General features: G+C 50.2%; 26 protein-coding genes and 1 pseudogene. 19 read left to right on the forward strand and 8 right to left on the reverse strand.

The annotated features are described in order from the left end of the window. Positions 1-72: 72 nt before the first annotated feature. The gene (gene adhE, locus RTW80_RS10435; protein WP_000301651.1) at positions 73-2,748 is read right to left on the reverse strand and encodes a bifunctional acetaldehyde-CoA/alcohol dehydrogenase; all 2,676 of its coding nucleotides are present in this window, start codon (positions 2,746-2,748) and stop codon (positions 73-75) included. A gap of 392 nt (positions 2,749-3,140) precedes the next feature. Here adhE and ychE (RTW80_RS10440) point away from each other — a divergent pair, with 392 nt between their 5' ends. Together ychE (RTW80_RS10440) and ychE (RTW80_RS10445) are read left to right on the forward strand one after the other, a co-directional pair. Continuing rightward, positions 3,141-3,194: a protein YchT gene (ychE, locus tag RTW80_RS10440; RefSeq protein WP_211180492.1), complete on the forward strand. Its 54-nt coding sequence runs from the start codon at positions 3,141-3,143 to the stop codon at positions 3,192-3,194. Positions 3,195-3,224: 30 nt separating this feature from the next. Beyond that, positions 3,225-3,872, forward strand: coding sequence for an NAAT family transporter YchE (ychE, locus tag RTW80_RS10445; protein ID WP_000616554.1), 648 nt, complete (start codon positions 3,225-3,227; stop codon positions 3,870-3,872). A gap of 157 nt (positions 3,873-4,029) precedes the next feature. Here the strand turns inward: ychE (RTW80_RS10445) and RTW80_RS10450 are convergent, their stop codons facing one another. Beyond that, a complete protein-coding gene (locus RTW80_RS10450) occupies positions 4,030-4,326 on the reverse strand; it encodes a hypothetical protein (RefSeq protein WP_001211521.1) in 297 nt (98 codons plus the stop codon). Positions 4,327-4,609: 283 nt separating this feature from the next. Between RTW80_RS10450 and oppA the strand changes: the two genes are divergently transcribed. The 5 genes from oppA to oppF all read left to right on the forward strand — a co-directional run bounded on the left by oppA (position 4,610) and on the right by oppF (position 10,196). Further along, positions 4,610-6,241, forward strand: coding sequence for an oligopeptide ABC transporter substrate-binding protein OppA (gene oppA / locus RTW80_RS10455; RefSeq protein WP_001297114.1), 1,632 nt, complete (start codon positions 4,610-4,612; stop codon positions 6,239-6,241). Positions 6,242-6,326: 85 nt separating this feature from the next. Beyond that, positions 6,327-7,247, forward strand: a complete 921-nt coding sequence (gene oppB, locus RTW80_RS10460) for an oligopeptide ABC transporter permease OppB (RefSeq protein ID WP_000911112.1) — start codon at positions 6,327-6,329, stop codon at positions 7,245-7,247. A 14-nt stretch (positions 7,248-7,261) separates the two neighbouring features. Beyond that, positions 7,262-8,170, forward strand: coding sequence for an oligopeptide ABC transporter permease OppC (gene oppC / locus RTW80_RS10465; protein ID WP_000979661.1), 909 nt, complete (start codon positions 7,262-7,264; stop codon positions 8,168-8,170). 11 nt (positions 8,171-8,181) lie between these two features. Next, on the forward strand, positions 8,182-9,195 hold the full coding sequence (oppD, locus tag RTW80_RS10470; protein ID WP_000110945.1) for a murein tripeptide/oligopeptide ABC transporter ATP-binding protein OppD: 1,014 nt from the start codon (positions 8,182-8,184) through the stop codon (positions 9,193-9,195). Further along, positions 9,192-10,196, forward strand: a complete 1,005-nt coding sequence (oppF, locus tag RTW80_RS10475) for a murein tripeptide/oligopeptide ABC transporter ATP-binding protein OppF (protein WP_000994905.1) — start codon at positions 9,192-9,194, stop codon at positions 10,194-10,196. The genes oppD and oppF overlap by 4 nt, the downstream gene beginning before the upstream one ends. A gap of 52 nt (positions 10,197-10,248) precedes the next feature. Here oppF and RTW80_RS10480 read toward each other — a convergent pair whose 3' ends face one another. Then, positions 10,249-10,578, reverse strand: coding sequence for an HI1450 family dsDNA-mimic protein (locus RTW80_RS10480; protein ID WP_000366959.1), 330 nt, complete (start codon positions 10,576-10,578; stop codon positions 10,249-10,251). A gap of 34 nt (positions 10,579-10,612) precedes the next feature. Next, positions 10,613-12,073 carry a cardiolipin synthase gene (gene cls / locus RTW80_RS10485; RefSeq protein WP_000214516.1) on the reverse strand — a complete coding sequence of 487 codons (1,461 nt, stop codon included), beginning with the start codon at positions 12,071-12,073 and terminating at the stop codon, positions 10,613-10,615. Positions 12,074-12,215: 142 nt separating this feature from the next. Between cls and RTW80_RS10490 the strand changes: the two genes are divergently transcribed. Continuing rightward, on the forward strand, positions 12,216-12,389 hold the full coding sequence (locus RTW80_RS10490; RefSeq protein ID WP_001309467.1) for a YciY family protein: 174 nt from the start codon (positions 12,216-12,218) through the stop codon (positions 12,387-12,389). Between the two features lie 54 nt (positions 12,390-12,443). On the opposite strand, the gene kch is transcribed toward RTW80_RS10490, so the two are convergent. Continuing rightward, positions 12,444-13,697: a voltage-gated potassium channel protein gene (gene kch / locus RTW80_RS10495; RefSeq protein WP_000020078.1), complete on the reverse strand. Its 1,254-nt coding sequence runs from the start codon at positions 13,695-13,697 to the stop codon at positions 12,444-12,446. Positions 13,698-14,201: 504 nt separating this feature from the next. Here kch and RTW80_RS10500 point away from each other — a divergent pair. Next, complete coding sequence (locus tag RTW80_RS10500) at positions 14,202-15,395, forward strand: tyrosine-type recombinase/integrase (RefSeq protein ID WP_000627155.1); 1,194 nt, start codon at positions 14,202-14,204, stop codon at positions 15,393-15,395. A gap of 235 nt (positions 15,396-15,630) precedes the next feature. Here RTW80_RS10500 and RTW80_RS10510 read toward each other — a convergent pair whose 3' ends face one another. Genes RTW80_RS10510 through RTW80_RS10520 form a run of 3 tightly spaced genes read right to left on the reverse strand, consistent with a single transcriptional unit; the run spans position 15,631 to position 17,158 of the window. Continuing rightward, positions 15,631-15,873, reverse strand: coding sequence for a DUF4060 family protein (locus RTW80_RS10510; protein WP_312719046.1), 243 nt, complete (start codon positions 15,871-15,873; stop codon positions 15,631-15,633). 38 nt (positions 15,874-15,911) lie between these two features. Continuing rightward, on the reverse strand, positions 15,912-17,024 hold the full coding sequence (locus RTW80_RS10515) for a RecT family recombinase (protein ID WP_000432226.1): 1,113 nt from the start codon (positions 17,022-17,024) through the stop codon (positions 15,912-15,914). Positions 17,025-17,035: 11 nt separating this feature from the next. Then, on the reverse strand, positions 17,036-17,158 hold the full coding sequence (locus RTW80_RS10520) for a hypothetical protein (protein WP_259282643.1): 123 nt from the start codon (positions 17,156-17,158) through the stop codon (positions 17,036-17,038). A gap of 10 nt (positions 17,159-17,168) precedes the next feature. On the opposite strand from RTW80_RS10520, the pseudogene RTW80_RS10525 reads away from it, so the two are divergent. The 10 genes and pseudogenes from RTW80_RS10525 to RTW80_RS10570 all read left to right on the forward strand — a co-directional run. Beyond that, positions 17,169-18,146 (forward strand): annotated as a pseudogene (locus RTW80_RS10525) (phage tail sheath subtilisin-like domain-containing protein); the annotation flags it as partial. 3 nt (positions 18,147-18,149) lie between these two features. Beyond that, the gene (locus tag RTW80_RS10530) at positions 18,150-18,521 is read left to right on the forward strand and encodes a phage tail tube protein (protein WP_312719056.1); all 372 of its coding nucleotides are present in this window, start codon (positions 18,150-18,152) and stop codon (positions 18,519-18,521) included. 1 nt (position 18,522) lies between these two features. After that, the gene (locus RTW80_RS10535) at positions 18,523-18,801 is read left to right on the forward strand and encodes a phage tail assembly protein (protein WP_000818812.1); all 279 of its coding nucleotides are present in this window, start codon (positions 18,523-18,525) and stop codon (positions 18,799-18,801) included. Between the two features lie 141 nt (positions 18,802-18,942). Continuing rightward, positions 18,943-20,796 (forward strand): hypothetical protein, encoded by a 1,854-nt coding sequence (locus tag RTW80_RS10540; protein ID WP_021543314.1) that lies wholly within the window; start codon positions 18,943-18,945, stop codon positions 20,794-20,796. Between the two features lie 46 nt (positions 20,797-20,842). After that, positions 20,843-22,243, forward strand: coding sequence for a DNA circularization protein (locus RTW80_RS10545; RefSeq protein WP_021543315.1), 1,401 nt, complete (start codon positions 20,843-20,845; stop codon positions 22,241-22,243). Next, the gene (locus RTW80_RS10550; RefSeq protein ID WP_000102291.1) at positions 22,240-23,325 is read left to right on the forward strand and encodes a phage baseplate assembly protein; all 1,086 of its coding nucleotides are present in this window, start codon (positions 22,240-22,242) and stop codon (positions 23,323-23,325) included. The genes RTW80_RS10545 and RTW80_RS10550 overlap by 4 nt, the downstream gene beginning before the upstream one ends. Beyond that, complete coding sequence (locus RTW80_RS10555; RefSeq protein ID WP_001075147.1) at positions 23,322-23,903, forward strand: phage baseplate assembly protein; 582 nt, start codon at positions 23,322-23,324, stop codon at positions 23,901-23,903. Before RTW80_RS10550 ends, RTW80_RS10555 begins: the two co-directional genes overlap by 4 nt. Further along, positions 23,900-24,349: a phage GP46 family protein gene (locus RTW80_RS10560; RefSeq protein WP_001280393.1), complete on the forward strand. Its 450-nt coding sequence runs from the start codon at positions 23,900-23,902 to the stop codon at positions 24,347-24,349. The genes RTW80_RS10555 and RTW80_RS10560 overlap by 4 nt, the downstream gene beginning before the upstream one ends. Then, positions 24,339-25,487, forward strand: coding sequence for a baseplate J/gp47 family protein (locus tag RTW80_RS10565; protein ID WP_021543316.1), 1,149 nt, complete (start codon positions 24,339-24,341; stop codon positions 25,485-25,487). The genes RTW80_RS10560 and RTW80_RS10565 overlap by 11 nt, the downstream gene beginning before the upstream one ends. Next, entirely contained in the window at positions 25,484-26,158 is a 675-nt protein-coding gene (locus RTW80_RS10570; RefSeq protein ID WP_021543317.1) for a YmfQ family protein, read from the forward strand. The genes RTW80_RS10565 and RTW80_RS10570 overlap by 4 nt, the downstream gene beginning before the upstream one ends. Positions 26,159-26,176: the final 18 nt, after the last annotated feature.

Genomic DNA, 26,176 nt, shown 5'->3' on the forward strand with positions numbered 1-26,176 from the left:
TCGGTCAACTAATCCTTAACTGATCGGCATTGCCCAGAAGGGGCCGTTTATGTTGCCAGACAGCGCTACTGATTAAGCGGATTTTTTCGCTTTTTTCTCAGCTTTAGCCGGAGCAGCTTCTTTCTTCGCTGCAGTTTCACCTTCTACATAATCACGACCGTAGTAGGTATCCAGCAGAATCTGTTTCAGCTCGGAGATCAGCGGGTAACGCGGGTTAGCGCCGGTGCACTGGTCATCGAATGCATCTTCAGACAGTTTATCCACGTTCGCCAGGAAGTCTGCTTCCTGAACGCCAGCTTCACGGATAGATTTCGGAATACCCAGTTCAGCTTTCAGCGTTTCCAGCCATGCCAGCAGTTTCTCGATCTTAGCAGCAGTACGGTCGCCCGGTGCGCTCAGACCCAAGTGGTCGGCAATTTCAGCATAACGACGGCGAGCCTGCGGACGGTCATACTGGCTGAATGCAGTCTGCTTGGTCGGGTTGTCGTTCGCATTGTAGCGAATAACGTTACAAATCAGCAGGGCGTTTGCCAGACCGTGCGGAATATGGAACTGGGAACCCAGTTTGTGCGCCATTGAGTGACATACACCCAGGAAGGCGTTCGCAAACGCGATACCCGCGATAGTCGCTGCACTGTGAACACGTTCACGCGCTACCGGATTTTTAGACCCTTCGTGGTAGGACGCTGGCAGATATTCTTTCAGCAGTTTCAGTGCCTGCAGAGCCTGACCATCAGAGAACTCAGATGCCAGTACAGAAACATAAGCTTCCATGGCGTGAGTTACTGCGTCCAGACCACCGAAAGCACACAGGGACTTCGGCATGTCCATAACCAGGTTGGCGTCGACAATCGCCATATCCGGAGTCAGCGCATAGTCTGCCAGCGGATATTTCTGACCAGTAGCGTCGTCAGTTACAACCGCAAACGGAGTGACTTCAGAACCTGTACCAGAAGTGGTGGTGACAGCGATCATTTTCGCTTTCACGCCCATTTTCGGGAACTTGTAGATACGTTTACGGATATCCATAAAGCGCAGCGCCAGCTCTTCGAAGTGAGTTTCCGGATGTTCGTACATAACCCACATGATCTTCGCGGCGTCCATCGGGGAACCACCACCCAGCGCGATAATCACGTCTGGTTTGAAGGAGTTTGCCAGTTCTGCACCTTTACGAACGATGCTCAGGGTCGGGTCCGCTTCTACTTCGAAGAAGACTTCAGTTTCAACGCCTGCTGCTTTCAGTACGGAAGTGATCTGATCAGCATAACCATTGTTGAACAGGAAGCGGTCAGTCACGATGAGCGCACGTTTGTGGCCATCAGTAATCACTTCATCCAGCGCGATTGGCAGGGAGCCACGACGGAAGTAGATAGATTTCGGAAGTTTGTGCCACAACATGTTTTCAGCTCGCTTAGCAACGGTTTTCTTGTTGATCAGGTGTTTCGGACCAACGTTTTCAGAGATGGAGTTACCACCCCAAGAACCACAACCCAGAGTCAGGGAAGGTGCGAGTTTGAAGTTATACAGGTCACCGATACCACCCTGAGACGCTGGGGTGTTAATCAGGATACGCGCCGTTTTCATTTTCTGACCGAAGTAAGAAACGCGAGCCGGTTGGTTATCCTGGTCAGTGTACAGGCAAGAGGTATGACCGATACCGCCCATAGCAACCAGTTTCTCTGCTTTTTCTACCGCGTCTTCGAAATCTTTAGCGCGGTACATTGCCAGAGTCGGGGACAGTTTTTCATGTGCGAACGGTTCGCTTTCATCAACAACGGTCACTTCACCGATCAGAATCTTGGTGTTTTCTGGTACAGAGAAGCCTGCCAGTTCAGCAATTTTATAGGCTGGCTGACCAACGATAGCCGCGTTCAGCGCACCGTTTTTCAGGATAACATCCTGAACAGCTTTCAGCTCTTTACCCTGCAACAGATAGCCGCCGTGGGTTGCAAAACGTTCACGTACAGCGTCATAAACAGAGTCAACAACAACAACAGACTGTTCAGAAGCACAGATTACGCCGTTGTCGAAGGTTTTGGACATCAGTACAGATGCAACTGCACGTTTGATATCAGCAGTTTCATCGATAACAACTGGAGTGTTGCCCGCGCCTACACCGATAGCTGGTTTACCGGAGCTGTATGCGGCTTTAACCATGCCCGGACCACCAGTCGCGAGGATCAGGTTGATGTCTGGGTGGTGCATCAGTGCGTTAGACAGTTCAACAGAAGGTTGATCGATCCAGCCGATCAGATCTTTCGGAGCACCGGCAGCGATAGCAGCCTGCAGAACGATATCAGCCGCTTTGTTGGTGGCATCTTTTGCACGCGGGTGCGGGGAGAAGATAATGGCGTTACGGGTCTTCAGACTGATCAGCGATTTGAAGATAGCAGTTGAAGTCGGGTTAGTGGTCGGAACGATACCGCAAATAATACCGATTGGTTCAGCGATAGTGATGGTACCAAAAGTGTCGTCTTCAGACAGAACACCACAGGTTTTTTCATCTTTATAGGCGTTGTAGATATATTCAGAAGCAAAGTGGTTTTTGATCACTTTATCTTCGACGATACCCATGCCGGATTCGGCAACGGCCATTTTCGCGAGTGGGATTCGAGCATCTGCAGCAGCCAGAGCGGCGGCGCGGAAGATTTTGTCTACTTGCTCTTGAGTGAAACTGGCATATTCACGCTGGGCTTTTTTTACACGCTCTACGAGTGCGTTAAGTTCAGCGACATTAGTAACAGCCATAATGCTCTCCTGATAATGTTAAACTTTTTTAGTAAATCATCTGCTCGAATACGAGAGTATAGTCAGTGCGGTGATGATTTGCTTAACCTATGAAAATCAAAAGCTTACTCGCGCTCACACTCACTGTGATTTACTAAAAGAGTTTAAACATTAGAGTTATTATCTCTAATGCGTCACTTCCAGGTGGCGTAAGCAAGATTACTCACTTCTGGGTACTGATTACGTGATCCAAATCAAATTTTTGCAAAGCTGACACCTTTCAGCATCGCTTTTCGCCATTATAGCTAACAGTTAATAAATTGTAGTATGATTTGGTGGCTACATTAGCATGTTTTGCACAACTAGATAACAATAACGAATGATAGCAATTTTAAGTAGTTAGGAGGTGAAAAATGCTGTCAAAAGGCGTATTGTCAGCGCGTCTTTTCAACCTTATTTATGGCTAACATTATCCGGCTTTTGCTTCGGAGCTAACCGTGATTCAGACCTTTTTTGATTTTCCCGTTTACTTCAAATTTTTCATCGGGTTATTTGCGCTGGTCAACCCGGTAGGGATTATTCCCGTCTTTATCAGCATGACCAGTTATCAGACAGCGGCAGCGCGAAACAAAACTAACCTTACAGCCAACCTGTCTGTGGCCATTATCTTGTGGATCTCGCTTTTTCTCGGCGACACGATTCTGCAACTTTTTGGTATATCAATTGATTCGTTCCGTATCGCCGGGGGCATCCTGGTGGTGACGATAGCGATGTCGATGATCAGCGGCAAGCTTGGCGAGGATAAACAGAACAAGCAAGAAAAATCAGAAACCGCGGTACGTGAAAGCATTGGTGTGGTGCCATTGGCGTTGCCGTTGATGGCGGGGCCAGGGGCGATCAGTTCTACCATCGTCTGGGGTACGCGTTATCACAGCATTAGCTATCTGTTTGGTTTCTTTGTGGCTATTGCATTGTTCGCTTTATGTTGCTGGGGATTGTTCCGCATGGCACCGTGGCTGGTACGGGTTTTACGCCAGACCGGCATCAACGTGATTACGCGTATTATGGGGCTATTGCTGATGGCATTGGGGATTGAATTTATCGTTACTGGTATTAAGGGGATTTTCCCCGGCCTGCTTAATTAATTCCTTTCAAATGAAACGGAGCTGCCATGCTCCGTTTACTTCGTCATTATTTTTACTTTGTTCCCGCGCAGTTATCAAAAGCAAAAGGAATAGGTAAAAATATTCTTCTCAAATTACAGTTAGTTATAAGGATTTCCTTAACTGCTTCTCCTCACCATCATGTTATTTTCGCCACATCATAATCCTGGGCTTGCTGAAGAATAATTGAAATGATATTAGTAATTCCACTGCCTTTGGTAGAGGAAAGTGCTAAATAATAATCAATTGTTAAATTATTGTGCATTTCACTACTGGAACTGTAATCAGAAAAGATAGACATGCTTAGCCAATCTCTATTTGATTGAATTGAAAGATGTTTGTTAAGGCATGGATGCAAGCTATAGATTCTGATACGGTCAATAAAAGAGAATTGCTTAACAATTTTGCAAAATGTATTGGCGAGTAAGAACCGCATTTGGTACTTTCCGGGCAACCGCCAGACGATTCTTTATTGGTAATGAGAATAATTAACAATTAAAGAGCGTCGCGAAAGAATAATGTGTCTCGACAGGGGAGACACAGTACGAATCGACATAAGGTGATCGTCTGAATCACCAGAATAAATAAAGTCGGTGATAGTAATACGTAACGATAAAGTAACCTAACAGCAGAAAGTCTCCGAGCCTGTGCAGGGTCCCAATCCGGGATTACACATGCTGGTTAATACCAGTAATTATAATGAGGGAGTCCAAAAAACAATGACCAACATCACCAAGAGAAGTTTAGTAGCAGCTGGCGTTCTGGCTGCGCTAATGGCAGGGAATGTCGCGCTGGCAGCTGATGTACCCGCAGGCGTCACACTGGCGGAAAAACAAACACTGGTACGTAACAATGGTTCAGAAGTTCAGTCATTAGATCCGCACAAAATTGAAGGTGTTCCGGAGTCTAATATCAGCCGAGACCTGTTTGAAGGCTTACTGGTCAGCGATCTTGACGGTCATCCAGCACCTGGCGTCGCTGAATCCTGGGATAATAAAGACGCGAAAGTCTGGACCTTCCATTTGCGTAAAGATGCGAAATGGTCTGATGGCACGCCAGTCACAGCACAAGACTTTGTGTATAGCTGGCAACGTTCTGTTGATCCGAACACTGCTTCTCCGTATGCCAGTTATCTGCAATATGGGCATATCGCCGGTATTGATGAAATTCTTGAAGGGAAAAAACCGATTACCGATCTCGGCGTGAAAGCTATTGATGATCACACATTAGAAGTCACCTTAAGTGAACCCGTTCCGTACTTCTATAAATTACTTGTTCACCCATCAACTTCACCGGTGCCAAAAGCCGCTATCGAGAAATTCGGCGAAAAATGGACCCAGCCTGGTAATATCGTCACCAACGGTGCCTATACCTTAAAAGATTGGGTCGTAAACGAACGAATCGTTCTTGAACGCAGCCCGACCTACTGGAACAACGCGAAAACCGTTATTAACCAGGTAACCTATTTGCCTATTGCTTCTGAAGTTACCGATGTCAACCGCTACCGTAGTGGTGAAATCGACATGACTTATAACAACATGCCGATCGAATTGTTCCAGAAGCTGAAAAAAGAGATCCCGGACGAAGTTCACGTTGATCCATACCTGTGCACTTACTATTACGAAATTAACAACCAGAAACCGCCATTCAACGATGTGCGTGTGCGTACCGCACTGAAACTAGGTATGGACCGCGATATCATTGTTAATAAAGTGAAAGCGCAGGGCGACATGCCCGCCTATGGTTACACTCCACCGTATACTGATGGCGCAAAATTGACTCAGCCGGAATGGTTTGGCTGGAGCCAGGAAAAACGTAACGAAGAAGCGAAAAAACTGCTGGCTGAAGCGGGTTATACCGCAGACAAACCGTTGACCATCAACCTGTTGTATAACACCTCCGATCTGCATAAAAAGCTGGCGATTGCTGCCTCTTCATTGTGGAAGAAAAACATTGGTGTAAACGTCAAACTGGTTAACCAGGAGTGGAAAACGTTCCTCGACACCCGTCACCAGGGTACTTTTGATGTGGCCCGTGCAGGCTGGTGTGCTGACTACAACGAACCAACTTCCTTCCTGAACACCATGCTTTCGAACAGCTCGATGAATACCGCGCATTATAAGAGCCCGGCCTTTGACAGCATTATGGCGGAAACGCTGAAAGTGACTGACGAGGCGCAGCGCACAGCTCTGTACACTAAAGCAGAACAACAGCTGGATAAGGATTCGGCCATTGTTCCTGTTTATTACTACGTGAATGCGCGTCTGGTGAAACCGTGGGTTGGTGGCTATACCGGCAAAGATCCGCTGGATAATACCTATACCCGGAATATGTACATTGTGAAGCACTAATGGCAATACGTGGGGCAGGAGTGTCCTGCTCCACGGTGTCTGATTTTTATCGCATTACAGAAGGCACAGGCCAGAAGGTAGGGCAATGTTAAAATTTATTCTACGTCGCTGTCTGGAAGCGATTCCGACGCTATTTATTCTTATTACTATTTCGTTCTTTATGATGCGCCTCGCGCCGGGAAGCCCTTTTACCGGCGAACGTACTTTACCGCCAGAAGTGATGGCCAATATCGAAGCGAAATATCATCTTAATGATCCGATCATGACACAGTATTTCAGCTACCTGAAACAACTGGCGCACGGTGATTTCGGTCCATCGTTTAAATATAAAGATTATTCGGTCAATGACTTGGTTGCATCCAGTTTTCCCGTTTCTGCCAAACTGGGAGCCGCAGCATTTTTCCTTGCGGTAATACTGGGTGTTAGTGCTGGCGTTATTGCCGCATTAAAACAAAACACCAAATGGGACTATACCGTGATGGGGCTGGCAATGACCGGGGTTGTTATCCCCAGTTTTGTGGTTGCACCATTATTAGTCATGATATTTGCGATCATTTTGCATTGGCTGCCGGGCGGTGGCTGGAATGGTGGGGCGCTTAAATTCATGATATTGCCGATGGTGGCGTTGTCACTCGCTTATATCGCCAGTATTGCGCGTATTACCCGTGGCTCTATGATTGAAGTATTACACTCCAATTTTATTCGTACTGCCCGGGCGAAAGGGTTACCTATGCGGCGGATCATTTTACGTCACGCATTAAAACCTGCTCTGTTACCCGTGCTCTCTTATATGGGCCCCGCATTTGTCGGCATTATTACCGGTTCTATGGTTATCGAAACCATTTATGGTTTGCCGGGGATTGGACAACTGTTCGTTAATGGCGCATTGAACCGTGACTATTCCTTAGTGTTAAGCCTGACCATCCTGGTTGGTGCTTTAACCATTTTGTTTAATGCCATTGTCGATGTGCTATATGCGGTTATCGACCCGAAAATCCGTTACTGATACTGGAGCTCGCGATGATGTTAAGTAAGAAAAACAGCGAGACGCTGGAAAATTTCAGTGAAAAGCTGGAGGTCGAAGGGCGCAGCTTGTGGCAGGACGCACGTCGACGTTTTATGCATAACCGTGCGGCGGTTGCCAGTCTGATAGTGCTGGTGCTGATCGCGTTATTTGTAATCCTGGCACCGATGCTTTCCCAGTTTGCCTATGACGATACTGACTGGGCGATGATGTCCAGCGCCCCGGATATGGAGTCCGGTCACTACTTTGGTACTGACTCATCCGGTCGCGACCTGCTTGTGCGCGTTGCGATTGGCGGGCGTATCTCACTCATGGTCGGTGTTGCTGCGGCACTGGTGGCTGTGGTCGTCGGGACACTTTATGGTTCGCTTTCCGGTTATCTGGGCGGTAAAGTGGATTCGGTAATGATGCGTCTGCTGGAAATCCTCAACTCCTTCCCATTCATGTTCTTCGTCATTTTGCTGGTGACCTTTTTCGGTCAAAACATCCTGCTGATTTTCGTGGCGATAGGCATGGTTTCCTGGCTGGATATGGCTCGTATTGTGCGTGGGCAAACCCTGAGTCTGAAGCGCAAAGAGTTTATTGAGGCGGCACAAGTTGGCGGTGTATCGACATCGGGCATTGTTATTCGCCACATTGTGCCGAATGTACTCGGTGTGGTGGTGGTCTACGCATCACTTCTGGTGCCCAGCATGATCCTCTTTGAATCTTTCCTTAGCTTCCTGGGGTTGGGTACGCAAGAGCCGTTAAGCAGCTGGGGTGCATTGCTGAGTGATGGCGCGAACTCGATGGAAGTCTCTCCATGGTTATTGTTGTTCCCAGCGGGATTCCTCGTGGTGACGCTGTTTTGTTTCAACTTTATCGGCGATGGCTTGCGTGATGCCCTCGACCCGAAAGATCGTTAAGGAGTGCAGCCATGAGCGTAATTGAAACTGCAACTGTGCCGCTCGCACAACAACAGGCTGACGCACTGCTGAACGTGAAAGATTTGCGTGTCACCTTTAGTACCCCGGACGGCGACGTCACGGCGGTCAATGATTTGAATTTTTCCCTACGTGCCGGAGAAACGCTGGGTATTGTAGGTGAGTCTGGTTCGGGTAAATCGCAAACTGCATTTGCGTTGATGGGCCTGTTGGCTGCCAACGGACGTATTGGCGGATCGGCAACCTTCAATGGGCGTGAAATCCTCAATTTGCCAGAGCATGAACTCAATAAACTGCGCGCTGAACAAATCTCAATGATTTTTCAGGACCCAATGACTTCGTTGAATCCCTATATGCGCGTCGGTGAGCAGTTAATGGAAGTGTTGATGCTGCATAAGAACATGAGCAAAGCTGAGGCGTTTGAAGAGTCGGTGCGGATGCTCGATGCGGTAAAAATGCCGGAAGCGCGTAAACGCATGAAAATGTACCCGCACGAATTTTCTGGCGGCATGCGTCAGCGAGTCATGATTGCGATGGCATTGCTATGTCGACCTAAGCTACTGATTGCGGATGAACCCACTACTGCGCTGGACGTCACCGTACAGGCGCAGATCATGACGCTATTAAATGAACTGAAGCGGGAATTTAATACCGCCATCATTATGATCACCCACGATCTTGGCGTGGTGGCGGGGATCTGCGACAAAGTGCTGGTAATGTACGCCGGGCGCACGATGGAATATGGCAATGCGCGCGATGTCTTTTATCAACCCGTTCATCCTTATTCTATCGGTTTGCTCAACGCGGTGCCGCGTCTTGATGCGGAAGGTGAAACAATGTTGACCATCCCTGGTAATCCGCCAAACTTGCTGCGATTACCGAAAGGTTGCCCGTTCCAGCCACGTTGTCCACATGCGATGGAAATTTGTAGTAGCGCACCGCCGCTGGAAGAGTTTACGCCTGGCCGTCTGCGTGCTTGCTTTAAACCGGTGGAGGAACTGTTATGAATGCTGTAACTGAAGGAAGAAAAGTCCTCCTTGAAATCGCCGATCTTAAAGTGCACTTTGAAATCAAAGATGGCAAACAGTGGTTCTGGCAACCGCCGAAAACGCTCAAAGCCGTCGATGGTGTCACTCTTCGCCTGTATGAAGGGGAAACATTAGGTGTGGTAGGGGAATCGGGATGCGGTAAGTCCACCTTTGCTCGCGCCATCATCGGTTTGGTCAAGGCGACCGACGGTCATGTTGCCTGGTTAGGTAAAGAGTTGCTGGGCATGAAGCCCGATGAATGGCGTGCCGTTCGCAGTGATATTCAGATGATTTTCCAGGATCCGTTGGCATCGCTAAACCCGCGTATGACCATCGGCGAGATCATCGCTGAACCACTGCGTACTTATCATCCGAAAATGTCACGCCAGGAAGTTCGCGAGCGCGTGAAGGCGATGATGCTGAAAGTCGGGTTATTGCCTAACCTGATTAACCGCTATCCGCATGAGTTCTCCGGTGGGCAGTGCCAGCGTATCGGGATTGCTCGTGCTCTTATTCTTGAACCGAAGCTGATTATCTGCGATGAGCCGGTGTCGGCGCTGGACGTGTCAATTCAGGCGCAGGTGGTCAACCTGCTCCAGCAGCTGCAACGTGAGATGGGATTGTCATTAATTTTTATCGCTCATGACCTGGCCGTGGTAAAACACATTTCCGATCGTGTGTTGGTGATGTATCTCGGCCATGCGGTAGAACTGGGGACCTATGATGAGGTCTACCACAATCCACTACATCCTTACACCAGGGCATTGATGTCGGCAGTCCCCATACCTGATCCGGATCTGGAGAAGAACAAAACCATCCAGTTACTGGAAGGGGAATTACCGTCGCCGATCAACCCGCCTTCCGGTTGTGTTTTCCGTACCCGTTGCCCGATTGCCGGTCCGGAGTGCGCCAAAACACGTCCTGTTCTGGAGGGGAGTTTCAGACACGCCGTTTCTTGCCTGAAAGTCGATCCGCTTTAAACACAATAAGGGCTGACAGTTGTCAGCCCTTTTTCACGCCGAAAGCGATTATTTATTCCCGCCAGATGATATGGCAAAGTTTGTGATCTTTTTCGCGGCATAACAGAATGCGGGCGAAAACATCGTTGATTTCACCATCTTCACTGTCCGCCAGACCAATCACCACTTCGGCAAAAAAGTCCGGGTTCAAATCGAAATCAACATGTTCCTGCCAGTCTTCCGCCGGATCGAATAACTCCGCGCCGCCGCGCTCTTCAAACTGAAGATTGAACAGCAGAACATCAGCTGGATCGAGATTGTCGGCAGCCAGTTCGAGAAAAATATCGTAGGCCTGCTCAAGCGTTTCATCTTCAGTCAGGCGATTGTTTAGATCCATATCCATAGTCACTACCTGTTTAACCTCTGTTGGCGACGTTTTACAGCAACGGGCTGAAGAAGTAAAACAGTCGCTCGGCGACACGTTGCCATAATGGACGTTTTAGCCATAAACGGGCATCGAGCAGACGTGAACGCGAAATATAATCGTCCTGAACGGCGGCAAGGTCTGCACCAAAACCTTTATCGTCGATTGCCAGAGTAATCTCGAAATTTAGCCACAGACTCCGCATATCAAGGTTAACGGTGCCAACCAGACTTAGTTCACCATCGACCAGCACGCTCTTGGTATGCAGTAACCCGCCTTCAAACTGATAAATTTTAACCCCAGCAGCCAGCAGTTCCGTAAAGAATGCGCGACTGGCCCAGCCGACCAGCATCGAGTCATTTTTTCGCGGAAGGATAATACTGACATCCACCCCGCGCTGTGCCGCCGTGCAAATCGCATGAAGTAAATCATCGCTTGGCACAAAGTAGGGCGTTGTCATGATCAAATATTCACGCGCCGAATAAGCCGCAGTCAATAATGCCTGGTGAATGAGATCTTCCGGAAAGCCTGGGCCAGAAGCAATTGTGTGAATGGTGTGACCGCTGGCCTGTTCAAACGGCATAATATTGACATCTGGTGGTGGCGGCAGAATACGTTTTCCGGTTTCAATCTCCCAGTCGCAGGAATAAATAATCCCCATCGCGGTGGCGATGGGGCCTTCCATACGCGCCATCAGATCAATCCATTGCCCTACGCCCGCATCTTGTTTGAAGTAGCGAGGGTCGACCATATTCATGCTGCCGGTGTACGCGATGTAATTATCGATCATGATCATCTTGCGATGTTGGCGCAGGTCCATACGGCGTAAAAACACACGCATCAGATTGACCTTTAAGGCTTCGACCACTTCAATACCGGCATTACGCATTAGCTCGGGCCACGGGCTGCGGAAAAAAGCCACACTCCCGGCGGAGTCGAGCATCAATCGGCAATGAATGCCGCGTCGCGCAGCGGCCATTAATGATTCAGCCACCTGGTCCGCCATGCCGCCGGGCTGCCAGATATAAAACACCATCTCAATATTATGGCGCGCGAGCTGGATGTCGCGGATTAACGCCTGCATCACATCATCTGACTCGGTCATCAGTTGTAGCTGATTCCCTTTGACCCCAGCGATCCCCTGACGACGCTCGCAAAGCTTGAATAATGGCGCAGCGACACTGCTATTTTCTTCGGCGAAGATATGCTTACAGGCTTTAAGGTCGTTAAGCCATTTTGCGGTGGAAGGCCACATCGCTCTGGCGCGCTCAGCGCGGCGTTTGCCTAAATGGAGCTCGCCAACGGCAAGATAGGCAATAATTCCGACTAACGGCAGAATGTAAATAATCAACAGCCAGGCCATCGCGGAGGGAACTGCGCGTCGTTTCATTAGAATGCGTAAAGTTACGCCTGCAATGAGCAACCAGTATCCCAGAATGGCCAACCAACTCACCAACGTATAAACGGTTGTCATAGATTAGAAATCCTTTTGAAAGCGCATTGTTATGAGTTTACGCATATGGATTCATCTGGCAAATAAAAACGCGGGAAAAGCACTGGTCAGCGTCGGGGGCGGGGGTATAATGACCATTCTGTTATTGCATAGAGTAGTTAACATGAAGCGGAGTAGAACGGAAGTGGGGCGCTGGCGCATGCAGCGTCAGGCTAGCCGACGTAAATCGCGTTGGCTTGAGGGGCAATCGCGCCGAAATATGCGTATCCACAGCATCAGGAAGTGCATTCTAAACAAACAGCGTAACTCGTTATTGTTTGCGATCTACAATATCTAAATGTACTGGGCACCATTGCGGTGCCCAATAAGTTTACTCCTCCGTCTTTAAACTCTATTTTTGCGCCGATTCTTTACTGTCAGCTTTCGTTTCTTGTTCATCGTTATCGCTGAAAATACCATGACCTGAGTTCAACAACATTGAAACGAGCATATCATTATTAATCTCTTCACCATTTAAAACTCGCGCCAGAATTTCGCTGCCAAACAGTTGCGGTGAGAGAATGATATCCGGATGTACCATCTTAATCTTATTCAGGTTTTTGCTATCACTGACGGCGAGAACTGTTTTGACATCACTGCTCATATCTTTTGCCGAGAGTACAACAAACGCGTTATCTGCATCGTTATCACTCAGCGCCAGAATGGCCCGGCAACGATCGATTCCCGCTTTCTTTAATACAGAACTGTCATTACTGTCACCGGGGATAACATCAGCATTATCGCCTAAGCGTTGCTCAAGTTGCTTGATATCATCTTCAGGCAAGTTGCTGATAACCGTTACGTTTTGTCCGCGTTGATTCAGTTGCAGGATCGTATTGATGGCGAGAATCGAATGTCCGCAAACAATAAAATGATCTTTACGATGCATTGTATGATTGTTTCCTTTTACAAGTTTGTTGAATCCCCCGCGGATAAGCGGACCAAAAATTGAGGTCATAGATGTGGCAAAAACGGTAATGCCGGAAATAATGACCGAAATAGTGAACAATCGTGCTGATTCAGAAACAGGGACAATATCGCCATAGCCGACGGTTGACATGGTTTCTATCGAAAAATAGAACGCGGTCATCAAACTTTCTATTCGCGGATTAAAACCTTCGCTTAAATAAAGCGCACCGTAGGTTGAGTAAAACAGTAATGTCGTGAAACTAATAAATGCAAAAATTGTCCCGGCTGCGGCGCTACTGTGGGAGAAGTCTTTGCGCAGTATCAGCAAAAACACCAGCGTAAAAATGCAAAATCCAATACTAAATTTCAGCCAGGGATAAAAATGCAGGGTGTAAATTAGCGCTATCAACAACAAAATGATACTGATTGCCCATGCGAGCTTTGCCCGGAACAGTAAGCCAATGGAGTTCAGGACAAGAAAGACGCCGAGCATAAAGAGTGGGGCGTTTGCCAGCAAGGAGAGATCCAACTCTGAAAATGCTTTGATATGGAAAATATCAAGCAAATTGACCGACATACCATAGATTGTTTTAAAAATAAGCAATCCATTTAAAAAGACGGCCAGCGCGAGAATGTCGTGCCGAAGGGTCACCCATAAATTTGTTGCTGTTTGTTTGAATGTAGCCCAGTGACTCACTGATACCTCTGTAACCACAATTTTGTTTAATTATCTTAGCGTGCACATTTTCTGAACATACATGCAGCGCGTGAATGTGTTAAACAATAGTAGATGACTTTATCCGCAGTAATCAAAGGATTTGAGCGAGCAACTGTACCTCAGGAAAGGTCATTTTTCCTGAATATGCTCACATCATATAAAGAAATACAGATAAAGTTATTATCTGCTTGTGGTGGTGAATGCACTGACCGGCTATAAGGAAAGGCCAAACAAGAACACGGTTGCAAAAACCGTGCCCTTAAATATTGAATCTCTATTCAGAACACTTTCTTAAATTGTCATTTGGCATATTACGAACAATTCCGCGTAAAAACGTTCTGTTACGCTAAACCCTTATCCAGCAGGCTTTCAAGGATGTAAACCATAACACTCTGCGAACTAGTGTTACATTGCGTGTAGCTTTGAGTGGGCAACTTTGTGTACACTTTTGTGTACCCAAAAACAAAAATGTGTACCCATTCAATGATCACCGACACAAAGCTCAGGAAGGCGCTCGGCAAGAAAAGAGATGATATCGAGATTATTTCTGATTCGCACGGGCTCAACGCCAGAATCAGCCAGGCCGGAAAAATATCATTTTTCTATCGGTATCGCTGGGCCGGTAAAGCGGTAAAACTCAATGTTGGTGATTATCCTGCAATGAGTATCACCCAGGCAAGAGAGCGTCGCCAACAATTCAGAAACTGGTTAACTGAGGGACTGGATCCGCGAGAGCAGGTGAAGCTGGATAAGCAGACCCGACAGGAAGCGATGTCCGTTGCCGAAGCGTTCAATTACTGGATTGAAAGGCACTGTATCGCTAACGGGCTAGTTAAAGTCGATTACTATCGCCAGGTGTTTGAGAAACATATCGCCGAACCGATGAAGAATGTCAAAGTCGATAACACAGCGAAAATGCACTGGATCAACGTCTTCGATTCTATAGAAAGCAGGGTGATGGCTCATTACATGCTTTCGCTGTGCAAACGGGCGTTTAGGTTCTGCGTTAACAGAAGTGTGATCGCCTCAAACCCACTCGAGGGATTACTGCCATCTGATGTCGGGCAAAAGCCTAAAAAGAGAACTCGCAGGATGGACGATGACGATCTGCGCAAAATCTATCAGTGGTTGAAAAGCCATATGTCGATAGAGTCCGTTTTCCTGGTGAAATTTATTATGCTTACCGGATGCCGTACGGCTGAGATTCGACTTAGTGAGAGATCATGGTTTCGATTGGATGATAATGAGTGGGTCGTGCCTGCGGGCAGTTATAAAACTCGGGTACATATTAGAAGGGGACTCTCAGACGCCGCCGTTAACCTGGTCAGAAATCACCTCAAGAAAATAAACACCAATCACCTGGTGACTTCACAACGTAAAATTGATGGCGGGATCAAAGATTCGCCCGTTCATTCACCTGTGGCATCCAATTACGCCCGTTCTATTTGGAATGGAACAGGTATGGCAGAGTGGTCGCTTCATGATATGAGGCGGACGATAGCCACAAATCTCTCTGAGTTAGGTTGCCCGCCGCACGTAATTGAAAAGCTGCTCGGGCATCAGATGGTGGGGGTTATGGCGCATTACAACCTTCATGACTATATCGATGATCAGAAACACTGGCTCCGCGTTTGGCAGAGCCATCTTGAAGAGATCATCGGAGAGCCCTTCAGTTAATTTATCTTCTTTTTATCCTCCCACTCTTTGATTGACTCAGAGCGCCAGCGGTTAGGGTTGCCGGGCCAGTCAGGGGGTGGGAACGGGCATACGAAGCCCCGAGGCATTGTGTCTGCACTTTGCCATGACCAAAGGGTTTTGCGTGAAATTTTGTAGCGACTGGTCAGGTCTGACGTTACCAAAATATCATCCATAGCTCTCTCTAGTTGCCCGTTCGGGCCATTCAAAATCTTTTTCAACCAACCTGCCCGGGCAGGGAGCGGAGACGGCGCATGCCGGTCATCGCTGTGGCCACGTAGCTCGCCTTTCGGTTCACCACCTCCATCCAGACTTTCACGCCTTCAACCTTCACCGTATAAGTCTCTTTCATCTTGCTTCGCCCATAGTCGCCATATGTTTGCAAGTGAGCTGCCAGCGCGATGTCGCATGCTTGGCGAGCTAAAGGTGATTGCTTACTTCCTCGATTGATCAGTCGCATATAATCTCCTTGAGGGAGGGTTACCCCTCCCGGTCTCGTCAGGCCACGTATTCCGGTTTCATATCCGCCAGGGTGATGCTGAATTGATCGTGCAGTTCATCGCCTAAGTGACGCTTTGAAGATGCAAGCATGCGCTCGGCTTCAGCGAACCGTTCGGCTGCATGCGGCTCGTCGGGCTGGGGCAGGGATTTAATAGCCTCCTCAACCTTGTTGCGTGCATCCACTAGGTAATAACGCTTTACGGCTTTGTTTTTCAGCTCGGTGAATAGTGCGGATCCCAGCGTAGCTTTCGCCGTTTCAATGTCGGCACGCAGCGATTTGGCGCTATCCACGTCCTGAGCAGATTCGATGCGTTCGCGGAAATCATCGGCAAGAGAGTCGACATTTACCGACGATTCCTGTGCGCTTTGCGTGGTTGTGACGGTGTCACCTGAGATATCAGCCAGGCTAACGCGTTGCGGCGTTGGGTTGATCTCTTTTTCTGTGCGCTGTTCAATCTCATCAGGGGTGTACACACCAAGAACAACTGCAGGGCAATACAGGCGCGCCCAGTATTTGAGTGCCAGATAAGCGATCTGCTGTTTCGGGTTTGATACCCAAAGTGGAGAATTACGTGTGATTACGCTGGAGAGGAAAACAGGCTCTCCCCAGGTGATATCACTTTCACCGCGAATAACGGCACCTACCCGTACCGACAGTCCTTGTTCATCAGCACTTTCCCAACCGCGTACCATTTCTTTCTTGTCGTACGTCCCGCCACCTTTCGCAGGCTTTTTAACGGTTATCTCGCGGCTGCTGGCACATTTCGACCAGTCGCCCTCGTACTCATAGTGAAAGCGGCCAACGATGGCGTTTGAGCTGGAGATCACCGCATTAACCAGTTGCGCTTCGTATCCCAGGACACCGTTAACCAGGTGCGTCTTTTGCGCCACGGCGTAAGGGTTCATACCCCACTGCATCGCCTGCATGATGATGGCCATGCAGTCTGCCGGATTGCCGCGGAGGTGCTCAGGCACCGTTACGGCTGCCTGTGCCATCAACCCGGCGACAGACTGAAGCTGGGTTAAAGCCTGCACGTTGAAAATGGCATTGCTGGCTGAGATCGTGTTTGGAGTCTGCTGTTCAGCGGTTACGATATTCGTGTTTTCCATCATCATTCCCCTTATGCCTGAGTACGCAGCGCTTCAAGGCGGCGCAGGTCGAAGTCGTTCAGTTCGTCGGTGTAGTCAGCAGTGATTGGCGCTGGCCATTCACCTGTGTCGAATCCGGTTGCGATATTGCGCATCGCTTTGCTGGGCAATGGTATTGATATCAGGCTGAATTATCTCGGTGTTCAGGGTGGTGAGGTGACGCCCGCGGGCCTGACACTCACCATCACGGGCATGACCGGCGGCGCCGGCGCGCCGGATTTTGTTGATGCCCTTGGCAACCTGCAGGATAAGACCTTTGATTTTGTCATCAACCCTTATGATGACACCGCATCACTGGATGCCATCAGAGAATTTCTGAACGATGCAACCGGCCGCTGGGCATGGGATAAACAGCTTTATGGCCACGCATTCACCACTACCAACGGCACTTACGCCGAGCTTGGCACCAAAGGGGAAACCCGTAATAACCAGCATGAGTCACTGCTTGGTGTGTATCGCTCACCGTCACCGCGTTATATCTGGGCGGCGGCACTGACAGGGGCCGCCGCACCCAGCCTGCGTAATGACCCCGCACGTCCGCTACAAAGTCTGCCTGTTTATGGCGTGCTGGCACCGGACCTGGCGGATCGCTTTGAGCTGACAGAGCGCAACAACCTGCTGTACAGCGGCATCTCCACTTACACCGTGGGTGATGACGGGACGGTGATGATTGAAAACCTGATTACCACCTACCAGAAAAACAGCTATGGCGACGAAGACGACAGTTACCTTCAGGTGGAAACGCTCTTCAGCCTGATGTTTGTCACGCGATATCTCCGCACTGCAGTGACCAGTAAATTTGGTCGCATGAAGCTGGCCGCGGATGGCACGCGTTTTGCGCCGGGGGCGGCGATAGTGACGCCAAACATCATCAGAGCCGATCAGATCGCGGAATACCAGACGCTGGTCTTTAACGGCTACGCGCAGGACGCTGAGGCCTTCGCCAGAAACATTATCGTGGAGCAGAACAAAACAAATCCGAACCGCGTCGATGTGTTGTGGCCGGGAACGCTTATGAACCAGTTGCGCATCTTCGCGCTGCTTAACCAGTTCCGCCTGCAGGCTGAATCAACAGGAGCATAAAACATGGCTGGAGATACCACTAATCGCCTGGCAGGTACCGCTTATGTCACCGTAAACGGGGTGACCGTTATGGTGGAGGGCTCATTCAAGTATCAGACCTCCACTGTTAACCGTACCACACTGACAGGCATGGACGGTGTGCATGGCTACAAAGAAAAGCCGGTTGCCCCGTATATTTCTGCCCGTCTTCGCGACAGCGGCGGTACCAACGTACTGGTTTTTAACAAACAGACGAACGTCAACGTGATCGCCGAACTGGCGAACGGAAAGACTATTATCGGTCGCGCGCTATGGACGGTGAACGTTCAGGAAGTGGAAAGCGAAGATGCAGTGTTTGATGTTCGCTGGGAAGGCCGGGACGTAACGGAGAACTAAGATGGCAGAACTTGAACGCACCAAAGTCATTCCCCTCATCAAGCCTCTGGTCGATGAGGCGCAAAAAACACGCTATGAGCAACTGGAGCTGAAGGCGCCGACGCTCAGCCAGGCAGAGCAGTTCTACGAAAAGCAGGCATCGTCCACTTCACTGGCGGCGATGCGCCTGCTGATCTCGCTGGTCACGGATACGCGGGAAAGTGTGCTTCAGCCGATGGATTTTATCGACTTCCGAAAATGCGAGGAGTTTTTGCTCGGTTTTTTGACCTGGAAGCCCTGACCGCCTGGCAGGAAACGGCCGCTGACGTCACATTTTATTTCCGCTGGACAGAAGACAGGGCATGGGGCATGACCTATGCCCGTCTGAAGTGGTGGGTATCGCAGGCCTCCCGTATCAATAAACTCAGGAATCCCGAACCCGATGAGTAATTCTTTCGACTTTGAGCTGGTGGCCAGCGACCAGGCGACGGAAGCCATTGAGCGTATCAATGAGGCTATCCGTGATCTGGAACCAAAGCTGGATAAAACCAAAGAGGGACTCCAGTTAGGAGGGCAGGAGACCCTCGATGGACTGAACGGCTTTATTTCCCGCTTCGAAAATCTGTCCAAAAATGCCCGTGATAATGTTCAGTACATCGGGGACATGGTACCACCGCTGAAGATGGTCGGTGAGCTCTCCGGTAAGCTGGCATCACTGGGGGTTGTTGGAGCGGCGGGATATGGGCTAAAACAGATTGCCTACGGTTTCCATGAGGCCTCAAGGGAAGCCTATAACCTCGATGTCGCCGCGAAAAATGCGGGTATGCGAGTGGACGATTTTTCCCGCCTGTCCGGTGCCATGCGGATACTGGGTGCTGATGGCGACAGTGCAAATTCCTCCATCGAGGGGATGGCTAAAAGCCTGAAGGAGGCCGCCAGTGGTGCCAACAGCCAGGTGCTCGGCGCATTGTCACAGATTGGCGTTCAGATCCAGAAAAACAACGATGGATCCGTTGATACGCTGAGAACACTGGAGTCGATAGCACGCGTTTTACCGAGTCTGCGACCGGACCAGCAGAAATCAGTTTCCGATGCCCTCGGGTTGACGCCGGAAATGCTGGCGCTGATGCGTGAAGGCGTACGGATGAAAGCATTGCTGGCTAAATCTGATGAACTTGGCCTGACGGTTGATCCGGAACTTAACCGGCAATTGTCCGAGGTTAACGGCTCCATGAATGAGCTGGGCGCTGCATGGGATGGGCTGAAAAACCGTTCGAAAAACTCTCTGTTTAAGGGATTGCTTTCCGATGGTTCGGTGAAAGACGGCCTTGAAGGAGTGACCGACTTGTTCACGAATGGCGATTTCACCGGGCTGTCGCATGCGCTGGGGTTTATCAGTAGCAAGGATGCCGGGAAGCTACGCCGCATTCAGGGTGATAAGGCGCTGTATAACACCCTTTCCCGGCGCGAGCGCGGAGCGGTGGATGCCGGCTTTATGACTGATGCCGTCCGTAAACGCTACGACGCGCAATATGGCGCCGGGGACAGAGCTGAACAACTCCGAAATGATTTGTCTGTCATCCTGCCAGCAGGTGCAGCAGCTCCACGCAGAGAAGTGAATTACAGCCAGCCATCTAACCAGGCACTGGGCCTGAGAAATAATAACCCCGGCAATCTCCGGATAGCGCCTAATGCGACCGGAGTGAATCGTGGTTTCGTCACTTATGACAACAGCAGCGACGGGCTGGCGGCAATGGCCCGGCAACTGATGTTATATGGCGATCGTGGGAATAACACGCTGAACAGCATGATCCACACTTATGCGCCACGCTCGGAAAATGATACGCAGTCCTATATCAATTCAGTATCGGCCGCGACAGGTATTCAACCCCAGCTGCGGGTGGATCTGCATAACCCGGAGGTGCTGAAGTCAGTCATGGCGGCCATGATTCAGCATGAGAATGGGGCGCAGCCATATTCTGAAGATGAGATACGGGCGGCAATTCAGACGGCTATCAGTGATCCGCGCTGGTCTGGTCTTCGTGACAGCCGAGTGCTCAGCCAGCAGAGAGAGAACATCCTCGTACCGCAACCGGACAAGTTTGACAGTTCCTCAATCCTGACAGCTTCCGGTAATGGGAGAGACACTGTCAGTGAAAACCTGACCCGGTCCCTCAAAGAGGCGATGGCCGATCAGAAAATGAAGCTGGAAATCACCCTGGTCAATGATAAGGGGGAGAAGAAAACCTATAACGTCGAGGATAACGGCAGAATAACAACTGCCATGAATTACTAACCCTATTAAACCGCCACCCTGGCGGTTTTTTAATTCAGGAGGCCTGATGGCAATTATCCAGGATGCAATAACTTCTCTGATGGGGGGCGGTGGTAGTGAGGACTGGTTGAGCCAGCTACGTCCCGGCTCGTTCCGGGGCGTGCCTTTTGCTGTGGTGAATGAGGAAGGCAGTCATGGCCGGCGGCAGGCGGTTCATGAATATCCATACCGTGATACCGCCTGGATTGAGGATATGGGGCGCGGGACACGGCGATTTATTATCCGTGGCTTTATCGTCCAGAACAGTCTGGTATACGGCGGTGGCGACGTTATTTCTCAGCGCCAGTCATTGATCAATGCGTGTGAAGCTAAGGGGAGTGGTACGCTCATTCACCCCACGCTGGGGGAGATGACCGTTTCCATACCTGAGAACGGGTTAAGGCTTTCCGGCTCCGCCGACAACGGTCGTTCGTTTGAATTTACCCTGATGGTGATTGAGTCGGGGTTAAAGGTCTTTGCCGTTACCGACAGCGCCGCCGCGGGGAATACCGTTGGCACCAACTATCTGAAGCTGGTTAGTACGACGGTTGCCAGTACCCTCGCGAGAATTAAAAGCGAGATCCGCGGTGTGTCGCAGGGGATTCAGACCATCAGGGGAACCGTGACGTTCTGGACCAATATGGTGGATAACACCATCAGTGAGGTAACAAACGTCAGTAACGTGCTGGATTCTACTTTCGGGAATAATCGTTACGGGCGGTACAGCAAGGGGACCGTAGGCGGGAGCTCTTCGGGTATTAACGGCAATCGTGATGCCGATGATTCAGAAGACCATCAGGCATTGTCTGAACAGGTTACCGCCCGGGCGGTGATGGATCGCCAGGCTGTGCTCGATACAACGGCTGCACTGAATGAATCTGTATCGGTCGAGGAATTTGTTCAGGGCGTTGCCGATGTGATTAATCGCATTCTGTCCAGCGCTGGTAGCGTGAGTGACAAAATTGCCGCATTTGAAAAACTGGCGGCTTCAACCAGTACCGGATACCAGCGTTCCGAAAGCAGCCAGCAACTGGCTGGCACCATGAACACGCTGATCGTAGTGCTATGTACCGGAGCCATGACGGATGCTGCTGCAGATTACAACCCAACCAGTCGTAATGAGGCCGAAGAAATCACTCAACGCGTGGCCGGGCAACTGGATACCGCGTTACTACTGGCGGGCGACCGTGGCGATGATGATCTTTATACGGCATTGATGGACGTGAGAACCGCTTTTCTGAATACCATGGCTCAGACTTCATCCGGACTGAGTGAGTTGATGCAAATCAATACTGCGGTGCCGGTTCCTGCCCTGGTACTGGCCAACCGCCTGTATCAGGATGCCTCGCGGGCAAATGAACTGATACAGGAGGCCAGCGTACCGCATCCGGCATTTATGCCGACGACGATGAAGGTGTTGAGACAATGAGTACGGATAATGATCAGGATATTGTCTCCCTGACAGTGGGCGGAAAAATCATTGAAGGATGGGACTCTGTGCGGGTGACCCGTGGCATTGAGCGTTTTCCCTCCGATTTTGACCTGGGACTGATGGATTATTTTCCGGGAAGTGACCAGAAGCAGCTGGTAAAGGAAGGGATGCCTTGTCAGGTAAAGCTTGGTAACGACCTGGTAGTGACGGGGTATGTTGATGACTGGTCGCCTGCTATTTCCCGTTCGCGCCATGAAGTCAGAGCCTCAGGCCGCAGTAAGTGCGCAGATCTCGTTGATTGCTCTGCTGAATGGCCAAATAACGTCATCAATAACAGTAATGCGCTTGATATTGCCTCCCGCCTCGCATCCCATTACAACATTGGCGTAAGTACAGACGTTGATGATCTGGTGAAAGTTCCGCAATTTTCCCTGAACTGGGGGGAATCGCCACAGGAAATACTTGATCGTGTCTCCCGCTGGTCGGCATTGCTTTATTACGATCAGCCTGACGGTAACTTATTTCTGACCCGGGTGGGGACAAAGCGCGCGGCCAGCGGTATCGCAGAAGGGGTAAATATCGAACAGGCTTATTACCGCCGTTCGATGGCTGACCGCTTTTCTGATTACGTCGGCGTATCGATGAGCATTTCGCCGATTGCAGGATTCTCGCCAGATACGGCTTATGATTCGGTGACGCTGGCGACGGCCCGCGATCCTGAGGCGGCCAGTATGCGTTACCGAAAACGGATCATTATTGTTGAAAGTACACTGATGGCTTCACAACAGGCTCAGCGAGCGATTGACTGGGAGATGAACCGCCGATACGGCCGTTCCCGTCAGTTAACGGTGACGATTGATTCCTGGCGCGATAAATCCGGGAAATTATGGGAGCCGAATACGCTTATCCCGGTCAACATCCCGAGTCTGCAGCTGCCTGACACCGAATTGCTTATCGCAGAGGTGACTTATATCAGAGACAGTGACGGCACCCATGCGCGCCTTTATCTGATGCCCCCGGAGGCTTTCGCTGTCCAGCCTTATGCTTTCTACCAGCAAATACCCGGACTAAACCAATGAATCAAAATTTAAAGAAATCGGCCACGCGCATCGCCGGCATGCTGGGCATTGGCCGTATTACCACGCAGAAAGATAGCGGGGTTGTGCAGGAAATCCAGTACCAGACTCCGCTGGAAGTGGCCAGCGCCCCACGGCTCTCTGATTTTGGTTTTTCATCGGGGTTACCGGCGGGATCGGATGTGCTTATTGCCTTTCTCGGCGGGGACCGCTCCAGTCCTGTCGTCATTGCCTCTAACCATCAAAGCTTCCGGTATACCGGGCTTAAGCCAGGCGAAACCGTGGTCTATAACCAGCAGGGGATGAATATTCATCTGACCGAGGAGGGAATTTTCATTGATGCGAAAGGCAAAGATGTAGAGATCAATAATGCCAGAAACATCACCGCGACGGCAACGGAACAGGTAAAGCTGGTTACCCCCAAACTCCTGGTGACGGGTGACATCATCGATAACTGCGAGACGAACAATTCAACGCTCAAAGCGCTGCGGGATGCTCACAACGATCATGACCATGACGTTAAAAAAGTTCAGTCCGGCGATAGCACGATCATAAGCGAAAAAACAGAGAGTCAGGTATGAGTGATATTTCCTCATTCTGGGATGTGGATGCCATTCATGCTGACTGGCAAACCGGTAACGGCGTACTGACATCTGAGAATGATATGCACACGGCCATAATTATCAGTTTGTTTACTGACGGACTGGCGCGCGCTGATGATGATTATGAAGGAACTGACCGCCGCGGCTGGTGGGGGGATCTGGACAACGACCGGAATATTGGCTCAAGGCTGTGGCTACTGCGGCGTGAAAAACTGACGCGCGAAGTGGCGATGAGAGCTGAAGATTATGCCGAAGAGGCTCTGGCCTGGATGAAGTCGGATGGTATTGCAGCAGCGATAGAGGCTCAGTCAGAGATTGTTTTCCCGAATAGGCTGAACCTCATCATCCGGTATTTGCCGCCGGCGGGGGACTGGCAGGAGTTCAAATTCTTCTGGCTATGGGAGCAACTGAATAATGCCATTTAAGCGGAAAACACTGAGCGAGCTCCGGCAGGAGAATCGCCAGTTTATGCAGGCAGAGCTTGAAAGTGTTGGCGCGCTGTTACGGTTTGGCAACCTTAAGGTGCTCGCTGATATGGATGCGGGCATGGCCCATCTGCACTACGCCTACCTGGATTATATTGCCCGTCAGAGCACGCCTTTCACCTCTACCGATGAGTGGCTTGCCGGATGGATGGCGCTAAAGCAGATTTACCGAAAAGCCGCAACGGCAGCACGCTCTCCGGCGGCGACCGTTACCGGAACGCCGGGGAAAACACTGTCAAAAGGGGCGGTGTTAAACCGTGATGATGGTTACCAGTACACAACCGATGATGCCATAACGATAAACACTGCTGGCAGTGCGTCGGTTGCTGTAACAGCGGTTTTGCCGGATATCACAGACGATGTGACAGGAGGAGGCACTTCCGGAAATGCCGATGCTGGCACCATTCTTACACTGGATGCTAATGCCCCCGGCATAGACAGCTCGGTTACGCTGATTGAGCCCGCCACCGGCGGCGCCAACATTGAAAGTGAAGAGGATTTCCGATTACGTGGTCTGCTGGCGTATCAGAATCCCCCGCAGGGCGGGAGTGACACTGATTATAAAAGCTGGGCTTTATCCGTGTCGGGGATCACCAGGGCATGGATACGGCGCCGGGGGATGGGGCCGGGTACCGTGGTGATTTACATCATGTGCGACGGCGATGATAAAACCAATCATGGATTCCCTGCAGGAACTGACGGTGTCTCTCAACTGGAAGAGTGGGGGGCTGTAAAAGCCACCGGGGATCAGGGGAGAGTTGCCGATTATATGTATCCGCTTGCGCCGGTTACCTCCCTTAACTATGTCTGCTCTCCCATCGAACGCGTTATCGATTTTGAAATAAGCGGGATATCTGATGCCGACAGCGCAACGACTGCGGCCATTGCTGATGCGATTGACGGGGTATTGTTTGAATCTGCTAACCCGCTCGGCACAGGGAAAATTTACCTTTCAGATCTCAACCGTGCGATAGGGGATGTTGCCGGTACTTCAGGTTATATCCTTGTGTCGCCTTCTGCGAATATTGAGCCGGGAGTTGGGGAGCTGGCTGTTCGTGGTGAGGTGAACTACACATGAGCCTTTTCTCAACAGACGATTATCAGAAGGCACTGCAGGCGCTTATCCCCACCGGCCGAGCGTGGACACGGGATCCAAAAGCTGTTCAGGCCGCTGTACTGCGGGCCATTGCGGCCAGTTTCCAGCGAAGTGATAACGACGCACTTGCATTGCTGCGCGGTGCCTTTCCAAAAACTGCGACGATTATGCTCACCGAGTGGGAAAAAACACTCGGCTTACCTGATGATTGCTCAATTGGCGAAGTGGATACGATTGCGAAGCGTCAGTCTGCCATTGTATCGAAACTCATCAGCACCGGCGGGCAGTCAAAGAGCTATTTCATCAGTATTGCCGCAGCAATGGGTTATACGATTTCGATTAAGGAATACCGGCAGGCGCGTGCTGGCTTATCGGTATGTGGTGACGGGCTAAATGGGGATGACTGGCCATTTGTCTGGCTGGTAGAGGCAGAAGACACAACGATAACTTATGCCCGTGCAGGTCTGAGTTATTGCGGCGATCCATTACGCTCCTGGGGTAATCGCCAGCTTGAGTGCCGGATAAATGCCCTTGCCCCCTCATACACCCTGGTGAAATTTGGCTATATCTATTTCGGTTTTAACGATGAGGGGGTTTACGAAGTCACGCCTGAGTTTGCCAGAATATTTGATATCGCTTCCGGTTACGTTTAATTCAGACATTTAAAAAGA

It is taken from the genome of Escherichia sp. AM3 (genome assembly GCF_032029835.1).
Taxonomy (GTDB): domain Bacteria; phylum Pseudomonadota; class Gammaproteobacteria; order Enterobacterales; family Enterobacteriaceae; genus Escherichia; species Escherichia coli.